The sequence below is a fragment of the Rhodoblastus sp. genome (assembly GCF_019449565.1).
In the GTDB taxonomy this organism is placed as follows: Bacteria; Pseudomonadota; Alphaproteobacteria; order Rhizobiales; family Beijerinckiaceae; genus Rhodoblastus.
This window is the reverse complement of record NZ_JAGRPM010000030.1, coordinates 85,845-101,260: the sequence shown is the minus strand read 5'-3', so window position 1 is coordinate 101,260 and position 15,416 is coordinate 85,845. Positions and strand designations below refer to the sequence as shown.

The following is a 15,416-nucleotide window of genomic DNA, read 5'->3' as shown; positions in this document are numbered from 1 at the left end:
CTCCTCGATGAATGCAGTGAGGATCAGAAATCGGGTCAACGGGAGGGCAGCGACGAAGCCGAAGGCAGGTCCAATGCTTGATTGAGACCGCCATTCAACAGGAAGCCGGCAGGCAGTTTCGACCGTTGCGACGACGCGCGTCCGGTGGGCGGCGACTGACTGGCGTCGGCGGGATTGGGAGGCGTGTTTTCCTCGCGGAAATAGGCGCTGATCAGGACCTTGTCTCCCGACCGCCGAACCTTTTCCATGATTTCCCTTTGCAAGGCGACGGAGGTCCCGCCGCAAAGATTCGCAAAGCGCCTCATGCCGCCTCCGATGGCCTCTTTCTGCTCCCGAGAGGCCGCTGGGGCCGCTGCGATGATCTCGCCGACGAATTGCCGGTCAAATGCGATTTGCGCCGCCACCGCTTCCTCCATCGCGACCTTGCCGCGGGGGAAGTCTTTCAGGATGAGCTCCGGATGCTCCTTGTAACGCGCCTGGTTCACCCGGTCGCTTAGGCTCGCGCCTATCTGGCAGCCGGCTGCGGCAAGGTTCGAGAAAAGCGTGATCCCCGCAAAGAAAACGACGAAGCCTGTAGATGCATTTCTTCGCATTTGATCTGCGCCGGTTGCTCAAGAGTTTTTATATTGATCCCATGTAATTGCTGGTAAAATATTGTCAACCCTGTAATCAAGATTACACAGGGCTGTTGCCTGCATAGCACAGGCGTTGTTGAAGGTGCTTAGAGTTTTATCGAATTTTGTTCGCTTGTCTGAAAACAGCTTGAAAACCAGCGGCTTTGACGATTAAGGCGCCGGCGCCATATTTATGGCGTGTGTTTTTTCAAAGCAACTTCCATGCCTTTCTCGTTCGTGCGGCCGACGCCGGCCGCGACGCCATTCAAGGATTCAGGCCGCCGACAGGTCGGCGTCGCGGTTTTGCGTCGAACTCGGTCCGCGAGGACGCCGGACCGTTTGAAAACGCGGTTGGCCGTGGATCTAACGCGGGGCGCCCGCGAGTTCAGTCGCCCCCAAACAGATCGCGCGTGTAGACCTTCTCCGCCACATCGGAGAGGACGTCAGATGCGCGGTTGCACAAAATAACGTCGGCCTCGCGCTTGAAGGCGTCGAGATCGGCGACGACGCGCGAGCGGAAAAACTCCTTTTGCGGAAGGCTCGGCTCGTAAACGATGACTTCGATACCCTTGGCCTTGATCCGCTTCATGATCCCCTGGATGCTCGACGAGCGGAAATTGTCCGAGCCCGCCTTCATGACCAGCCGATAGATGCCGACGACCTTGGGATTGCGCTGGATGACGGCGTCCGCGATGAAATCCTTGCGGGTCGAGTTGGACGCGACAATCGCCTGGATGAGGTTTTGCGGGATTTCGCGGTAATTGGCGAGCAGCTGCTTGGTGTCCTTGGGCAGGCAATAGCCGCCATAGCCGAACGATGGATTATTGTAATAATCGCCGATTCGCGGATCGAGGCAGACGCCGTCGATGATCTGGCGCGTGTCGAGATCATGGGCCATGGCGTAGCTGTCGAGTTCGTTGAAGAAGGACACGCGCATCGCCAGGAAGGTATTGGCGAAGAGTTTGATCGCCTCCGCCTCGTTGGAATTGGTGAGGAGGGTGTGCACGTCGGCCTTGACCGCGCCCTCCTTGAGCAGGTTCAGGAAAATCTCGGCGCGTTCCGACTTTTCGCCGACGACGATCCGCGAGGGATGGAGATTGTCATAGAGCGCGCGGCCTTCGCGCAGGAATTCCGGAGAAAAGATAATCTGGCTGTTGCCCAGCGTCTCGCGCAAATGCTTCGTATAGCCCACCGGCACGGTTGATTTGATGACAATCGTGGCGGTTGGATTGATCGCCGTGACCTCCGCGATCGCGGATTCCACGGACGAGGTGTCGAACACATTCGTCTTTGGATCGTAATCGGTCGGCGTGGCGATGACGACATATTCGGCGCCTTCATAGGCCGCGCGCGCGTCGAGCGTCGCCGTCAGGTCGAGAGGGGCGGTCGCGAGCGATTCCTCCAGCTCGCGATCGACGAATGGCGCCTCCTTGCGGAGCAGTTTCGCCACTTTTTCCGACGAAATATCCCGCACCACGACCTTGTGTCTTTTGGCCAGCAACACTGCGATGGACAGCCCGACGTAACCCATGCCGGCGACGGCGATTCTCATGCGGAATTCTCCAGAAGAGCAGTTGAACGGGGGTGCGCGCGCCAGAGATCGGGCGCTGACCGGATCGGTCCTCTTCATATCACAGGATCGGGAGAAATTGTCTCGGCAAGATGACGACTTGCCTTGTTCTGGCCCCGAGAAGCCCTTGAGAAATCAACATTAATCGATGCGCGCTCCACCAGCGGCCGGAGTTGAAAGGCCCGGTTTTCGGCGGTTTCAGCCGTTTCCGGGGTCGATCGGACGGAGGTCGGCGGAAAGCGAAAAAAAAAGTTCACGCCGGGCCGAAATTTGCGCCCAAATGCTGCACTGCGGTAACGGATTACCGTTTAGGGCCGTTGAACTTATATATTTGATTTTAACTGATAAAATTAGATTTAAATTTCGTGTCTTGAGGCCGGGCATTGCGATTATGTTGCGGCGCCGTTATAGAAAAGGAGGCGCCCGTCGCGGCATTTGGGAGCACGATCCAGCAATGTCCTTGCTTCAAACGGAATCCCCTCTGGAAGTCCATTCGACGACGACGCTGACGGCGCCATCACGAAAAGGCGGCATGCCAAAACCGCAGGGACTTCTGCCTTGACTGATAGCAGTTTCACAGCCGTGAAAGCCAAGGGCGTAGAAAAAGAACGCTACCTGTCCATTCAGGTTTTGCGCGGCATTTCGGCCGTGGCCGTCGCCATCTATCATACCCACCTCATTCTGGCGCAGCCGGAAAACGGCAGTCTCGACGTCTTCAGCGAGGTGGCCTCTAAAGGATGGTTGGGCGTCAACTTCTTCTTCGTGCTGAGCGGCTTCATCATCATGAACGCGCACGCCGATGATATTTCCCGGCCGGACCGGCTCGGGCGCTACCTTTGGAAACGTTTCGCGCGCGTCTACCCGATCTATTGGATCGCTCTGACGCTGTTCCTGCTCGGGGCCGCCGCGGGCTTGGGCAAAGCCCAGTTTCAATGGAGCGCTTTAAATTTGGGTTCGGCCTATCTGTTGACCGCCTTGACGGACAATCTGACGTTGCCATTACAAGTCGCGTGGACCCTGTTCTATGAGGTTCGATTCTACTTTGCTTTTGCTGTCCTTATTCTCAATTTGCGCCTGGGGCTGTGTCTCCTGGCTATCTGGTTCGCCGCGATTCTTGTCGCAAATATAGCGGGCTCGCCAGTTGGGTCCGGCGCCCTGCATGTCTGGAACCTGTATTTTGCTGTTGGCGCCGCATTTTTCTGGGCTTTCAAACACCTCAATCCACGCCTCGGTCCCTACATCCTGGCGGTCGGCGTTCCTTTTGCGCTGATCATGGCCGCGCTCTACGGCGGGCATCGGGTCAACGATGTCCAATGGAATCCACTGGTCCTCTTCGCCTTGTCGATTCCCTTTGGCGTCGTTCTGCTCGGCACCACTTTAAGCGAACGCTATTCAAAGCGGTTTGTCCCGCCCAAGTTTTTCGTTTTTCTCGGTGAAGCGTCCTATTCGATCTATTTGGTCCATTCGGCGACGATATCCGTCCTTGCTGTAATAAATGCCAAACTCATGACGCGTGGTTTCACTGCGCCTCAAGAAGTCGTGTTCGTTGTCATAGCTATATTTTCGATCCTGGCTGGCTCCCTGTTCCATCTCGGGGTTGAACGCCCGGTAATTGCAATCTTCGACAGAAATTTGCGTAGTGGGGTCTTCAAGTTCGCTTCAAGGTCACGAACCAGACTTGCGGAAATATTTCGATGAAACCTGCGAACGCCAATATCGCCATACCTTGGCGTCGTTATAGAAAAAGCGATGCTCTTCGCCGCATTGGGAGTACGATCCAGCAATGACCTTGCTCCAAACGGAATCGCCGCTTCGAATCGATTCAACGACGACGCAAACAACGCCCGAGAAATGGGCGACGATCTCCCTTTACGCCTTTCTTATCTCCATGGTTGCGGCGCCGTTCATGTCCGTGGGGGAGCGCGTCGCCAGCACGGGGGAAGGCAATGCGCTCCGCCAGTTGATGTTCCTGGTTGTGTTTATGCTCGCGATTTTCGCGACGCGCTGTGTCCGGCCGCATTTCAAAATAATTGCCCTGCCTTTCTCCTTGTCGGTGACGCTGCTTTATTGTCTCGTCAGTCTCAAATGGTCGGAAGCGGCCAGCATCGGAATCCGTCGCCTGTTTCTCACGGCGCTGGTGATGATGATCATTTTCATGAATGCGCAGATCCTGAGTTTCAAACAGACGTCGGGCATCATCCGTCGCGTTCTCGTCGGCGTTCTGTTCGCGAATTTCTTCGTGGTCGCATTCGCGCCAGGCACCGGCATTCACGGGGCGTCTGAGGTTTCGGGCTTCGGCATGGATCCAGAACTGATCGGTTCGTGGAAAGGCGTCCTGGCGCACAAGAATTTCGCCGGTTCGTTCTGCGCGATGACGATCCTGTTCCTGGTGATCGAGGCGGAGGAATGGAGCGTGGCTCTGCGCGCCTTTCTCGTCTTTCTGACGGCGATATTTCTCTGGAAATCGGCGTCCAAGACATCGGCCGGACTGGTGGTTGTGGCGCTGTTCATTTCCTATTTCTACGGCAAGTACAATCACTACTACCGAAAAATTGTCGTTCCGACGCTCGCATTGCTGATCGCCGGCATGACCGCCGCGATCTGGGTCAATTGGGACGCGATTTCCAAACCATTCAACCGGCCCGACGCTTTCACCGGCCGCGTGGCGATCTGGCGCGTGCTCTATCGCTATTGGCAAGACCATCCCTTTGGCGCGGGCTATGGCTCGTTTTTCAACATTGGCGACAACAAGCCGATCGCGCATTACACCAAAGGCCCGAAGGACTGGGTCAGCCTCGTACCCGAGGCGCATAGCGGTTACATGGACCTGCTGATTTCGATTGGCACGTTCGGCACGATCCTCGCCATCTTCGCCCTGCTCATTTTGCCGGTTTCGAAACTGATGCTCTGGCGGCCGGAGACGAAGGCGCAGGGCATGCTCGCGCTCGCCATGCTGATATTCTGCGCCGGTCACAATTTCACGGAGGCCTCGTTCCTCGATCGCGACTCCATCGTCGAAGTCTTCCTGCTTTTCGCCATCGCCTTCGTGGAAAAGACGACTCGGGCAGATCGTTTGCAAGACTGGCAATTCGCGGCGAATCGGCATGGTTGAAGCGGCGCGCTCAGGCAAGATCCAGCGTCTCGCGACAAATGTGTTGCCCTATGCGCTGGCGACTTTGGGGCCAGTCAGCACGGCCGTGACGCAGTTCCTGCTGTCGCTCAAAATGCTTCATATGCTGGATGCGCAGGCTTTCGGCAATTTTTCCTTCCTCCTCGTGACATCGGTGCTCAGCTGCGGAATCTGGAGCGCGCTCTTTTGCGCGCCGCTTCCCGTCGTCCTGACTCATTACGTGGCCAGCGAGAAACAATCCGCTCTCCGCGCGCTGTTTACCGCGAGCGCCGTCGGCGCAGTCGTGGCGGGCGTCCTGTTCTTCGGCCTTGGCGAATTCCTGCATTTGTCTCACCGCGAGGCCGGGATCTTTGCGGTCTATGCCGCTTTCGCTCTGGTCCGCTGGTTCGCCCGGCAATATGCCTATGGAAACCGGCGCGTCATGCGGGCCGGCGCGTCCGATATCGCCTATAGCGTCACGATTGTCGCGGGGCTGCTCCTTGCGCCCGCCAACGCGCCATTCGAAATCCTTCTCGCCGCCGCCATTGTCAGCCTGGCGCCCTTCGGAAAATTCTATTTCTCGGCGCAGTTCAAGAATTTCAGCCTCCGCGCGCTGCCGCATTATTTCCCAATCTGGCGGCGCTATTCGGGCTGGTCGCTGCTGGGCGTCGTCACGACGGAAGCGACCGCGAATTCGCACGCCTATCTGGTGACCAGCTTCCTCGGCGCGGCGGCCTTCGCGCCCTTGTCGGCGAGCGCGCTGCTGATCCGTCCCATCGGCGTGGTCATGAACGCGCTCACTGATTTCGAACGGCCGCGCTTCGCCCACCAGATCCATGCTGGCGATATTCCGGCGGCGAAAAGCTCGCTCCTGCTTTTCCGCCTTGTGCTCATCGCCTCATGGGTCGGGACCGCACTGGCGGGGTGGGCGCTGATGACCTTTGCGCCCCGAGTGGTTTTTCCCCCGCACTATTCGACGCGGGAACTTTCGATTGGCGCGGCGATCTGGATGGCCATCGCCGCCGTGCGTTTGATGCGTACGCCGGAAAGCGCGCTCTTGCAGGCGGCGGGCGTGTTTCGTCCCCTCGCAATGGCGAGCGTGGTTTCGTCCGGCGTCTCGCTGGTTTCGGTCGGCGCGCTGCTGGCGACCTATGGCGCCCTGCCGTCGCTCGCCGGCATTTTCATTGGCGAAGGCGTCTACGCGCTGTGGATCCATCGACAGACGCGGCGATGGTTCAGGACCGTCGGCGTCCAGGTGAAGGGCGGGGCGGGGGACGAGTCCATGGACGATTCCGCCAGCGCGCGGAATGCGCCTGCGGACACGGCGATCAAGGCGTAGGAGCGGCGGAAAGCCCATGATGGTCACGGTTGGAATCAAGGCGCTCAATGAAGAAAGCCACATCGAGGCCTGCCTCGTCAGCGCATTGGCTGCGGTCGCTCCGTTCCAGGGCGAAGTCATCCTGGCCGATTGCGGATCGACGGACCACACGATTGAGATTGCGAAGCGTTTTCCGGTGAAGATTTTCCAGCTCGCCGACCTGTCGCAACGTTCCTGCGGGACTGGCGCACAGCTCGCGTTTCAGCATGCCCAGGGCGAATATTTTTACATGCTGGATGGCGACATGGTTCTGTCGCCCGAATTTCTTGCGACTGGAATCGACTATTTGAAAAAACATCCCGATGTCGCGGGCGTCGGCGGGCGGGTGAGCCAGAAAAACACGGAAAATGTCGAATATCGCATCCGCGCGGAGACGAGCGAGGCCGATTCCCAACCGGGCGCCGGTACGGTCGATCGGCTCGACTGCGGCGGATTGTACCGCGCCGACGCGTTGCATTCAGTCGGCTATTTCGCCGACCGCAATCTTCACGCCTTCGAAGAATTTGAATTGGGCGCCCGTTTGCAGGCGGCGGGCTGGAAACTGGCGCGCATCGACGCTCCCGCCGTCGATCACTATGGCCATACGGGCGCAGGGTTTCTCCTGCTCTTGAAGTGGATTCGAACGGGCTACGCCGGGGCTGCGGGCGAGGTTTTACGCGGCGCCATCGGCCGTCCGCACCTGCCCATCGTTGTCAGGCAACTCGGACATGTCCGCAACGCCGTGGTCGTGATTGTCTGGTGGATGTGCGTCTTGTATTTCGCGTTGAACTTCTGGCCTCTCAGTCTCGCGATGGTGATTTTTCCCATCCTGTTCCTGGCGTTTCGGCGGAAATCCTTCTCACTTGCGCTTTATTCCTTCGCAATGTGGAATGTATATGCTTACGGCCTGATCGCGGGACTGTTCCGCAAGCGGGTTCCGCCGACGGAGAAAATCGACGATGTCCAGCTTTCGTCGCTTTAATTCCGGAGCGAGAATAAAAGTCAGTTTTTCCTGAAACCTGACCGCCTAAGCAAGCATTTTGCTGATATTTTAAGCATAAATGCGCACTTTGCGCCATGAATACCAATTTTGGGGCCAGTCGCCGCGAATCGGAGTTTCGCGATAATGGATTCGCGCAGGCTTTGCCCGGAATCTTAGCTTGGCTGTACGCTTTTTTTAACGAAAAATTTAGTTTAACTTCGTGCCAAATGGGTTCGTGAAGGCGCTTTTTGACGGACGTCCGTCCCCGCCTCATCGGACAGAACCAGGAGGCCAATATGTGGTTCGGCTTTTACGCTGCTGGCGCTGCCGCTATTCCCGGAGCCAGACAGGCTCCGCTGATTGATTTTGGTCGCTTCAAGTTCAGTCTTGAGCCGAAAAGAACTGAAAAGCCCGTCGCGCAGGGGAATATCGCGACCATTCAGGTGATGCGCGGCTTCGCGGCGATGGCGGTGGCGCTATATCACACGCATGTTATTCTTTCGATGAAAGAATATGGCGGCTACGAAATTTATGGAAATGTCGCCAGTCTCGGCTGGATTGGGGTGAATTTCTTTTTTGTTCTGAGCGGTTTCATCATCCTGTTCGCGCACGGAAAAGATATCGGGGACAGTGCGTCTCTCGGCCGGTATTTCTGGCGTCGGTGCTCCCGCGTTTATCCGATATACTGGATATTCCTGACCCTCTTCATTGTCATGGCGATGAGAGGCATGGGCACGCATGGCGTCGATTTGAGCCCGCGCGCTCTGTTCTCGGCCTATTCCCTGTTTCAGATCATGGATGCGCCCCCTCTGCCGCTGAAGGTGGCCTGGACGCTGCTGCTCGAAATGAAATTCTATCTTGTTTTCGCGACGCTGATCCTGTGGCGGCGCGCAGGACTGGTTATTATGGCGCTTTGGGCCTTGGCCATTCTCTTGCGCAACACCGTAGAGCCCTTCCCGGATTTCGCCGCGCTGGGGCCTGACTGGGGCTTGCTGAGCATTTGGAATATCTATTTCCTGTTCGGCATGGCCGCTTGCTGGACGGCGACTCGCCTGACCAATGCGAGCGGTCCGCTTTTCCTTGTCGCGGGGCTGGCGATGCTCGTCTATACGATGAGCGGCGCGCCGGGACAGGAATTCGCGATGCGGATGCCGCCGCTGCTGACCCAATTGGCCATCTGCTTCGCGGCCATCATCACCGGCGCCGTCATGTGCGAGCGTCGCTATGGCTGGAAGCTCCCGAAATGGAGCCTGTTGCTCGGCAATGCCTCCTATTCGATCTATCTCGTCCATTCGGCGGCGATTTCCGCCGTCGCGGGGATCAACATGAAGTTCGGTCACGGGCAGGTTCCGTCGGCCGTTCTGTTCATTGGCGTGTTCGCGATCGCCGTGACGGCGGGCGTTTTTGTTCACTTGTTCCTCGAAAAGCCCATTCTCAATCTGCTGCGCGAGAAGCCCAGAGCGCGTATTCGCGAGGCCGTCCCGACCGTGGCGGCGACAGAGTCGCCGAGACTGGTTTTTCCGGTTCTGGCGCCTCGGCACGGTTGAATTTTGGGCTTTGCGCGCAGGCGCCAAGTCCAAGCCCAAAGTTATGTGCAGTCGAGGCTTATTCGCGGGTCAGGGGCGAGTTTCCCGGCCCGCCGCCTGTGCGCCGCGCGGCGTTCACTCGAAGCGTCTGGACCGGAATAGAGGAAGCGCCGGCTGGTCCCTTCAAGCACCAGGCAGGTCAAGCGGTGGGTCGCATAGGCGCCGGTGTCGATATTGATCCGGTTCGAGCGGACGTCCGGCTCCACGACTGGCGTGTGGCCGTGAATGACGAATTTCTCGAACTGCCCATCGTGGCGAAGGAATTCCTGGCGAATGCCGATCAGATCCGCTTCGCTCTGGTCGCGCAAGGCGATTCCCGGCCGCAGCCCGGCGTGCACGAAAAGATAATCGCCGCAAAGATGATAGGAGGGCAGATTTTTCAGGAAGTCGATATGTTCGGGCGGAATGACCTGCCCCAGTTCGGCCGCCAGCGCCGCGTGCTGGCTTGGGCCGGGCGCCGAGGCGGTGTCGACGCCATAGGACAGCAGGGTCGCGGCGGCGCCCCATGGCTCCCACGCCGAAAACAATTCGGGCCTTTCGATAAAATCGCTCAGCCAGACGTCGTGATTTCCCTTGAGCGCGATCAGCCCGTGGGTTGAGGTCAGGCTGATCAGGCGGTCGACAACCTGTTTCGATGACGGCCCGCGATCCAGATAATCCCCCAGCGTAACGATTTGCCAATGATCGACGGGGCTTTTTTTCACGTCGTCCTCAATCTTCGCGAGAAGATCGTTGAAGGCGTCCAGGCATCCGTGAATGTCGCCGATGGCAAAAATTCTCAGGCCCTCGGGAAGGGCGGAGGGAGTCGCCGCAGCCGGGGCCGCGGGCGTCTCTTGAGCGCGGGCTCGTGCATTCCTCCACCGGCGAAAACGTGAATACAAAGACGGTATTCCCATTTGGTTTCGGCGTCAGCCGGCAATCGCGCGTTGGGCGAATGCATTAATGCGAGAGAGCCTGTCTTGCCACCAGAAAGAAAAAGGTCACGATGTCAATCGAGTAGCGTCGCCAAAGCCGCCGCGGCTCCGACAGGAGGCGGAACAGCCATTCCGAACGCAGCATGCGAAATGCGACGGGCGCGCGCTTCTTGTGAGCCACGAAAAAATCCATCCAGGCGCCGACGCCCAGTCCGATCGAAGTGGTAAGGCGCGGCCAGTTTTCGCTGAGCCATAGCTCCTGCTTGGGATTGCCGAGCGCCACGAGCAATATGTCCGCCTTGCTTTCCTCGATCTTTTTTACCAGCGCTTCCTGGTCGAGCATTCTATCATAGCCGTCGGCATAGCCGCATGCGGTGAGGCCGAAACGCGTCTCTATGGCTTTCGCCGTTTCGGCGACGACTTCGGGTAAGGCGCCATAGAGGAAGACGCGGGCGCCACGCGGCGCCGACTCGAGAAGTTTGGTCACGAAATCCGTGCCATTGAGATTCTCGGGGAAAGCCTCGCGGTACAAGATGTGGCTCGCGGCGTCCAACGCGACTCCATCGTTCAGGATGAGGAAGTCGCGCAGGCTTTCCTCGGCGATCTCGTGGCGACGGGCCTGGATCAGCAAATTGGAGTTCGCGAAGGCGACCTTCGTCCGCAAGCCCTTGCGGCTGCGACGAAAAATGTACTCGACTATCTCGTTAGACTTACCGACGGCAATATCTAAGTTAATAATCCGTCTCGTTGGAAATGGAATTTGAATGTTTCTGACGTTCAAATCCATTTTCACTCCCTCTGCACGCCAACGTCGAAGCCCTGATCACACTGTGGCTGTACTCCCATATCACGGAATCACTGTAATGTAAGCTTTGAAGTTAGCCTCTATTAAGGTCAAAATATTACAAATTTGACTAAATATACGACATGTTGAGACGAAGCTGTTCATAGCCTTTGCTTTTATCCCGCGCCGCTCCCAGCAGGCGTTATCGCCGTCTCTTCACGTCCAGAGCGCGACTTCCAAATCTCCGCCATTTGTCGGGGAATCGAATTCCCGGGCGGCCGGCGGCGACGGCGCGCCTGATTATCTTCCAGTCCTGCCAGGCAAATTTTTCGTGACGGAAAAAAGACCACGCGCTGGCGATGTTCGTCGTGGGCGAAGGCCTTTTCATCCGTCACAGGCGCGGCGCAACTGAAAAAGGGGGGGGGCGTCATCCAGATTGGCGGCCTCCACTCGGGCTCTTTTTTCGTCCGGCGGCTCCTTTGGCGGGCGCCGCATGTTTCGGCGCCCGGGCAAGGGGCTGCTCCCCAAGGACGCAATATCCTCGACGCTGTTAATTTCGGCGTTTCGCCCGCCTTAACGGCACTGAGGTGCTGCATTGCAACCAAGAATAGGCAAATCACATCTAGGTAGTTGAGTATAATTAAATTTAAATTGCGCGTGTATAAATGTTGAATTACGGCTTATGGCGAGTTAAGGTGGCGCATAATAAGGAATTCAGCGAAATGCCACCAATGGTTGATTTTGCATTGCGGGACAGGCGCGCCGCCAGCGGTGTCGCGACGTCGCCGATGGTCTCGCCCCGAGGGAATCGCATCTCGGCGGAGGCTCTGGTTCTCGCCTTCCTCGCCATCGATTTCGTGATTTTCATCACATGCGGCTTTTTGCCGTCGATTCTCGCCATGGCGATGGGCGCCGAGTACAGCCCTATGGCGGATGAGCAGGCTGTCGTCGTCGCTCTCGCGGCGGCGCTCTATCTATTGTTGACCTATGTCGTAGGCGGCTGCAACGCGCGTCGAATTCTGGAGCCAGGCTTCACATTGCGGCGGCTGGCGGCGGCGCTCGCAGCGACCTTCGTCATCCTGATCGCGATTGGCGCCGCGACGAAGACCACGCAGAGTTTTTCGCGCGTCTGGTTCTTCTCCTGGGTGGTCCTGAGTTGCGCGATCATGCCCGCTTTCCGGCTCGCTCTGCTGGCCAATCTGCGGCGGCGGTTTGCGAAAGGGGATTATGTCTTCCGGGCTCTGTCGGTCGGCGTTTTCTCCAAGCCCTTGACCCGTTCGGAGCTGCGCAAAGCCAGCGGAGGCATGACGCAGGTCGCTCATAGCCTGCAACTCGCGCGTCTGGAGGAGCTTGACGCGATCTCGGAATCGATTGCGCGCGAGGAGATCGACCAGATCTATATCGTGACACCCTGGGTCGATGCGCCGGTCATCCTGCAGAAACTTTTGCAGCTGCGCCAGTTCTCGACGGAAATTTTCATTCTGCCCGGCGACGGCCGCATTCGCGCCCACCAGCTCGGCGTGGGCGTCATTGGCGATCGCGTCGCTCTGCGCGCCGGCGACCGGCCGATCAATGGCTGGAGCCTGCTCTTGAAGCGTGCGCAGGACATATTCGCGGCGTCCGCGATCCTGCTGTTCATTGCCCCTGTGTTCGCGCTGGTGGCCATGGCGGTCAAGTTTGAGAGTGAAGGGCCGGCGCTGTTTCGGCAAAAGCGGGTCGGGTTCAACGGCAAGCAATTCGAACTGCTGAAATTCCGCTCGATGTACACTCATGCGTCCGACGCCCATGCGAGCCGTCAAACGGCGCGCAACGACGATCGCGTGACGCGCGTGGGCCGTTTCATCCGGCGCACCAGTCTCGACGAGTTGCCGCAATTCCTGAACGTCCTGCGCGGCGACATGTCGGTCGTCGGTCCCCGTCCGCACGCTTTGCTGACCAGAACTGAAGGGCGTGACCTGTGGGATATCGCCGATGGCTACGCCGCGCGACATCGTGTCAAGCCGGGCCTCACCGGGCTCGCCCAGGTGAGTGGCTGCCGTGGCGAACTCGACACTGTGGAAAAGGTCCAGAAGCGGGTCGAGTATGACATCGATTATATCGACAACTGGTCGACCTGGCTCGACATCAAGATCATTCTGCGTACGGCGCTGTTGCTGGTTTATGATCCGGCGGCTTACTGATCTGGCGGCAGTTCGTCGTCCATGACATGGCGTTCTACCGGATGATGTCGGTTAATCGAGCCGCGTAAGTCCAGAAGGCGACGCTCAGTGCGATGACGATGATCCAGGCCGCGAGAACATGCCAGCGAATCCGGCCCCGCCTTCGGCTTCGTCCTGAAGGTTCGGTTTTCGACAGTCTGGCTTCGTGCGTAACGCTTCCCATGGTTATCCCGCTCTTTCAATGCCGGGGTCGCAATCCGGAAGGGACGGCATGGCGCTGATCTGTCGCCGCAATGCCCAACGCTTCGTTCGCGCGATCAAAATATTCGACCAGACTTTCGCGAAGCTGGCGCAATGCGGCCTTCTCCGGTCGTAGCCAGCCAGGATTTCGTCATGGCTTTGTCGGCTGCTCGTAGGGGCCAAGAAAATATGGCGATCCTGCCCTATTTTGGCCCAGTTTGGCGAGCGATCACTTTGGCCTATTCCCGGCGGGCGAGGGCATGGCCCGGCCGCGGCTGCTGGGCGCTTCTTGTCGCGGAAATCAGCGCAGGCGATCAAGTTTTGGCTATTGGCGCCAATCGTGACCCTATCGGGTTGGTCCCAGAATAAACCTGGCTTGAAACGTGGAGGCAATGGCAATGCTTTCACTAAAAAAAACTCAATTAGGTTTAAAGGTGTTCATCGTTCCTCGATGAAATAACTGCTCAATTTTTAGTTCATGTATCGACGTTAAAAAGATGAATAGCCGTTAGGCTCATATTGAAATGGGAATGAGGAGCTTTCAATGGCGACGTCGACACTTTATGATAATAACTCCTATAATTCAGGTTCTTATACAGTTAATATCTCGGCGTTCAACGTAGGCTCGTTCGTTTACGGAACAGATTATACTGAATCAATGCAGTTTCAGTCCGGATCTCTGCTCTCCAGCGTGACTGCAAATTGGAGGTTTCCAACAGCAAGTGTCCAGAAAATCAAATCATTCATGGCTATCGATTACGGCAACTACTATAATACGTCAACGGCGAAATTTGTTCCTTCCAGTCGCATCAGCGATCTTACGACATTGGTTGAGGGTATCAACTTCACCATGTCAGGCGATCTGCAAGGATTTAACGTTATTACCGACATATTTCTGACGAGCGTTGCGGGCAACAACTCGACGAACGCAGCGGAAGTCGAAATATTCTTTTATTCTCCGTCCGATTCGCAAGCGTGGGTTTCTTCGCTGAAAGCTTTGGGCACAATCACGATTTACGGCATCACCTGGAAGGTCGCCCAAGGGACGGACAGCGCCGGATTGCCCGATTATATTTTCATGCCCGCGAATGGCGCGGACGTCACATCCGGCGCGATCAACGTCAAAACCATGCTGCAATATCTGGTGGATAACGCTGGCCTGAGCAGTTCCCTCTATTTCAATGGCCTGGCGACAGGGGTGGAAACGAGCAGCGGCAGCGGTTCGTGGACTATGACCAATTTCGGGGTGACCTATGCGACCACGGCTCCGGTCCCGGGCGTAACGGTCGCGCTGGCTAACCAGACCGGGCAAACGGTCAATGGTCTGGCCTATACTTATAACCCGAACCTGACGGGCAAGGCGGACGCAAACTCCGCCGTGACCCTTTATGACGGCGCCGCGGTGGTGGCGACGGTTACGGCTGACGCCAATGGCGTGTGGACCTTTGACGGCTCGTCGCTCGCGAATGGCTATCACAACATCAAGGCGGCGGAGACCAATTCCTATGGCAATAGCGGTTCCGCCTCCGTCGCGTTTCAGCTCTGGAAAACGCAAAACTCGATCAATGAAATGATTCAATATATGGCGGGGCAGGGAACCAATGGCGTCTACTCGGTCGCGCCGGATATCATCGGATGGACCAGCCCAAATACGGCCGTCCAGATCTATGACGGCTCCAATGCGATCGGCGCCGTGACGTCCAATTCGTCAGGCTATTATTCCTATCAGACTTCAAATTTGACGGACGGCGTCCACAATATTGGCGTTACGGCGACCAATCTCTATGGCAGCACGGCGCACGCGTCGTTGCAGTTTTCCTTCGTCTGAACTTTTCCTGATGAAGTGGGGCGCCTTCGCGCCGCCACCGGGTTGAGCAGGCTGGTCGGAAGATGGCGTTCACGCCGTCTTTCGGTCCGGCCGTTGGCGTCGTGGCGAAACGCATCGCGCCGGCCGCAGGACCGAATTGCCGCTGCGAACAATAGCAATTGCAGCCTCTGTCGCGCCGCATGAGAGCAAATTGAACAATGAAGCTGCAGTGACAGCGCCAAAATGGCGCGGATTCAAGAATAACGCCTTATCAAGAGCAGGTGTTCGATTAGA

11 protein-coding genes are annotated in these 15,416 nt (G+C 57.6%); 7 read left to right on the top strand and 4 right to left on the bottom strand.

What is annotated here, in order from left to right:
- Window positions 1–35: 35 nt before the first annotated feature.
- Both QZ409_RS07515 and QZ409_RS07510 read right to left on the bottom strand, forming a co-directional pair.
- Complete coding sequence (locus QZ409_RS07515) at window positions 36–593, bottom strand: hypothetical protein (RefSeq protein ID WP_296708790.1); 558 nt, start codon at window positions 591–593, stop codon at window positions 36–38.
- Window positions 594–999: 406 nt separating this feature from the next.
- Window positions 1,000–2,166 carry a nucleotide sugar dehydrogenase gene (locus tag QZ409_RS07510; protein ID WP_296708786.1) on the bottom strand — a complete coding sequence of 389 codons (1,167 nt, stop codon included), beginning with the start codon at window positions 2,164–2,166 and terminating at the stop codon, window positions 1,000–1,002.
- A 576-nt stretch (window positions 2,167–2,742) separates the two neighbouring features.
- Between QZ409_RS07510 and QZ409_RS07505 the strand changes: the two genes are divergently transcribed.
- The 5 genes from QZ409_RS07505 to QZ409_RS07485 all read left to right on the top strand — a co-directional run bounded on the left by QZ409_RS07505 (window position 2,743) and on the right by QZ409_RS07485 (window position 9,179).
- Entirely contained in the window at window positions 2,743–3,882 is a 1,140-nt protein-coding gene (locus QZ409_RS07505; protein WP_296708783.1) for an acyltransferase, read from the top strand.
- A gap of 85 nt (window positions 3,883–3,967) precedes the next feature.
- On the top strand, window positions 3,968–5,296 hold the full coding sequence (locus QZ409_RS07500; protein ID WP_296708779.1) for an O-antigen ligase family protein: 1,329 nt from the start codon (window positions 3,968–3,970) through the stop codon (window positions 5,294–5,296).
- The gene (locus QZ409_RS07495) at window positions 5,289–6,632 is read left to right on the top strand and encodes a hypothetical protein (protein ID WP_296708777.1); all 1,344 of its coding nucleotides are present in this window, start codon (window positions 5,289–5,291) and stop codon (window positions 6,630–6,632) included. Before QZ409_RS07500 ends, QZ409_RS07495 begins: the two co-directional genes overlap by 8 nt.
- A gap of 16 nt (window positions 6,633–6,648) precedes the next feature.
- On the top strand, window positions 6,649–7,632 hold the full coding sequence (locus tag QZ409_RS07490) for a glycosyltransferase (protein ID WP_296708767.1): 984 nt from the start codon (window positions 6,649–6,651) through the stop codon (window positions 7,630–7,632).
- Between the two features lie 248 nt (window positions 7,633–7,880).
- Entirely contained in the window at window positions 7,881–9,179 is a 1,299-nt protein-coding gene (locus tag QZ409_RS07485; protein WP_296708764.1) for an acyltransferase, read from the top strand.
- A 41-nt stretch (window positions 9,180–9,220) separates the two neighbouring features.
- On the opposite strand, the gene QZ409_RS07480 is transcribed toward QZ409_RS07485, so the two are convergent.
- Window positions 9,221–10,114 (bottom strand): metallophosphoesterase family protein, encoded by an 894-nt coding sequence (locus QZ409_RS07480; protein ID WP_296708759.1) that lies wholly within the window; start codon window positions 10,112–10,114, stop codon window positions 9,221–9,223.
- A gap of 43 nt (window positions 10,115–10,157) precedes the next feature.
- Window positions 10,158–10,763 (bottom strand): WecB/TagA/CpsF family glycosyltransferase, encoded by a 606-nt coding sequence (locus tag QZ409_RS07475; RefSeq protein ID WP_296708757.1) that lies wholly within the window; start codon window positions 10,761–10,763, stop codon window positions 10,158–10,160.
- 875 nt (window positions 10,764–11,638) lie between these two features.
- On the opposite strand from QZ409_RS07475, the gene QZ409_RS07470 reads away from it, so the two are divergent.
- Together QZ409_RS07470 and QZ409_RS07465 are read left to right on the top strand one after the other, a co-directional pair.
- The gene (locus tag QZ409_RS07470; protein WP_296708755.1) at window positions 11,639–13,096 is read left to right on the top strand and encodes an exopolysaccharide biosynthesis polyprenyl glycosylphosphotransferase; all 1,458 of its coding nucleotides are present in this window, start codon (window positions 11,639–11,641) and stop codon (window positions 13,094–13,096) included.
- A 763-nt stretch (window positions 13,097–13,859) separates the two neighbouring features.
- Window positions 13,860–15,143, top strand: coding sequence for an Ig-like domain-containing protein (locus tag QZ409_RS07465; RefSeq protein WP_296708750.1), 1,284 nt, complete (start codon window positions 13,860–13,862; stop codon window positions 15,141–15,143).
- The last annotated feature ends 273 nt before the right edge of the window (window positions 15,144–15,416 follow it).

Excerpts from the sequence above, each read along its gene's own strand:
- QZ409_RS07495 (WP_296708777.1), top strand. The coding sequence starts at position 5,289 with ATGGTTGAAGCGGCGCGCTCAGGCAAGATCCAGCGTCTCGCGACAAAT.
- QZ409_RS07515 (WP_296708790.1), bottom strand. The coding sequence starts at position 593 with ATGCGAAGAAATGCATCTACAGGCTTCGTCGTTTTCTTTGCGGGGATC.
- QZ409_RS07480 (WP_296708759.1), bottom strand. The coding sequence starts at position 10,114 with ATGGGAATACCGTCTTTGTATTCACGTTTTCGCCGGTGGAGGAATGCA.
- QZ409_RS07465 (WP_296708750.1), top strand. The coding sequence starts at position 13,860 with ATGGCGACGTCGACACTTTATGATAATAACTCCTATAATTCAGGTTCT.
- QZ409_RS07500 (WP_296708779.1), top strand. The coding sequence starts at position 3,968 with ATGACCTTGCTCCAAACGGAATCGCCGCTTCGAATCGATTCAACGACG.
- QZ409_RS07490 (WP_296708767.1), top strand. The coding sequence starts at position 6,649 with ATGATGGTCACGGTTGGAATCAAGGCGCTCAATGAAGAAAGCCACATC.
- QZ409_RS07510 (WP_296708786.1), bottom strand. The coding sequence starts at position 2,166 with ATGAGAATCGCCGTCGCCGGCATGGGTTACGTCGGGCTGTCCATCGCA.
- QZ409_RS07470 (WP_296708755.1), top strand. The coding sequence starts at position 11,639 with ATGCCACCAATGGTTGATTTTGCATTGCGGGACAGGCGCGCCGCCAGC.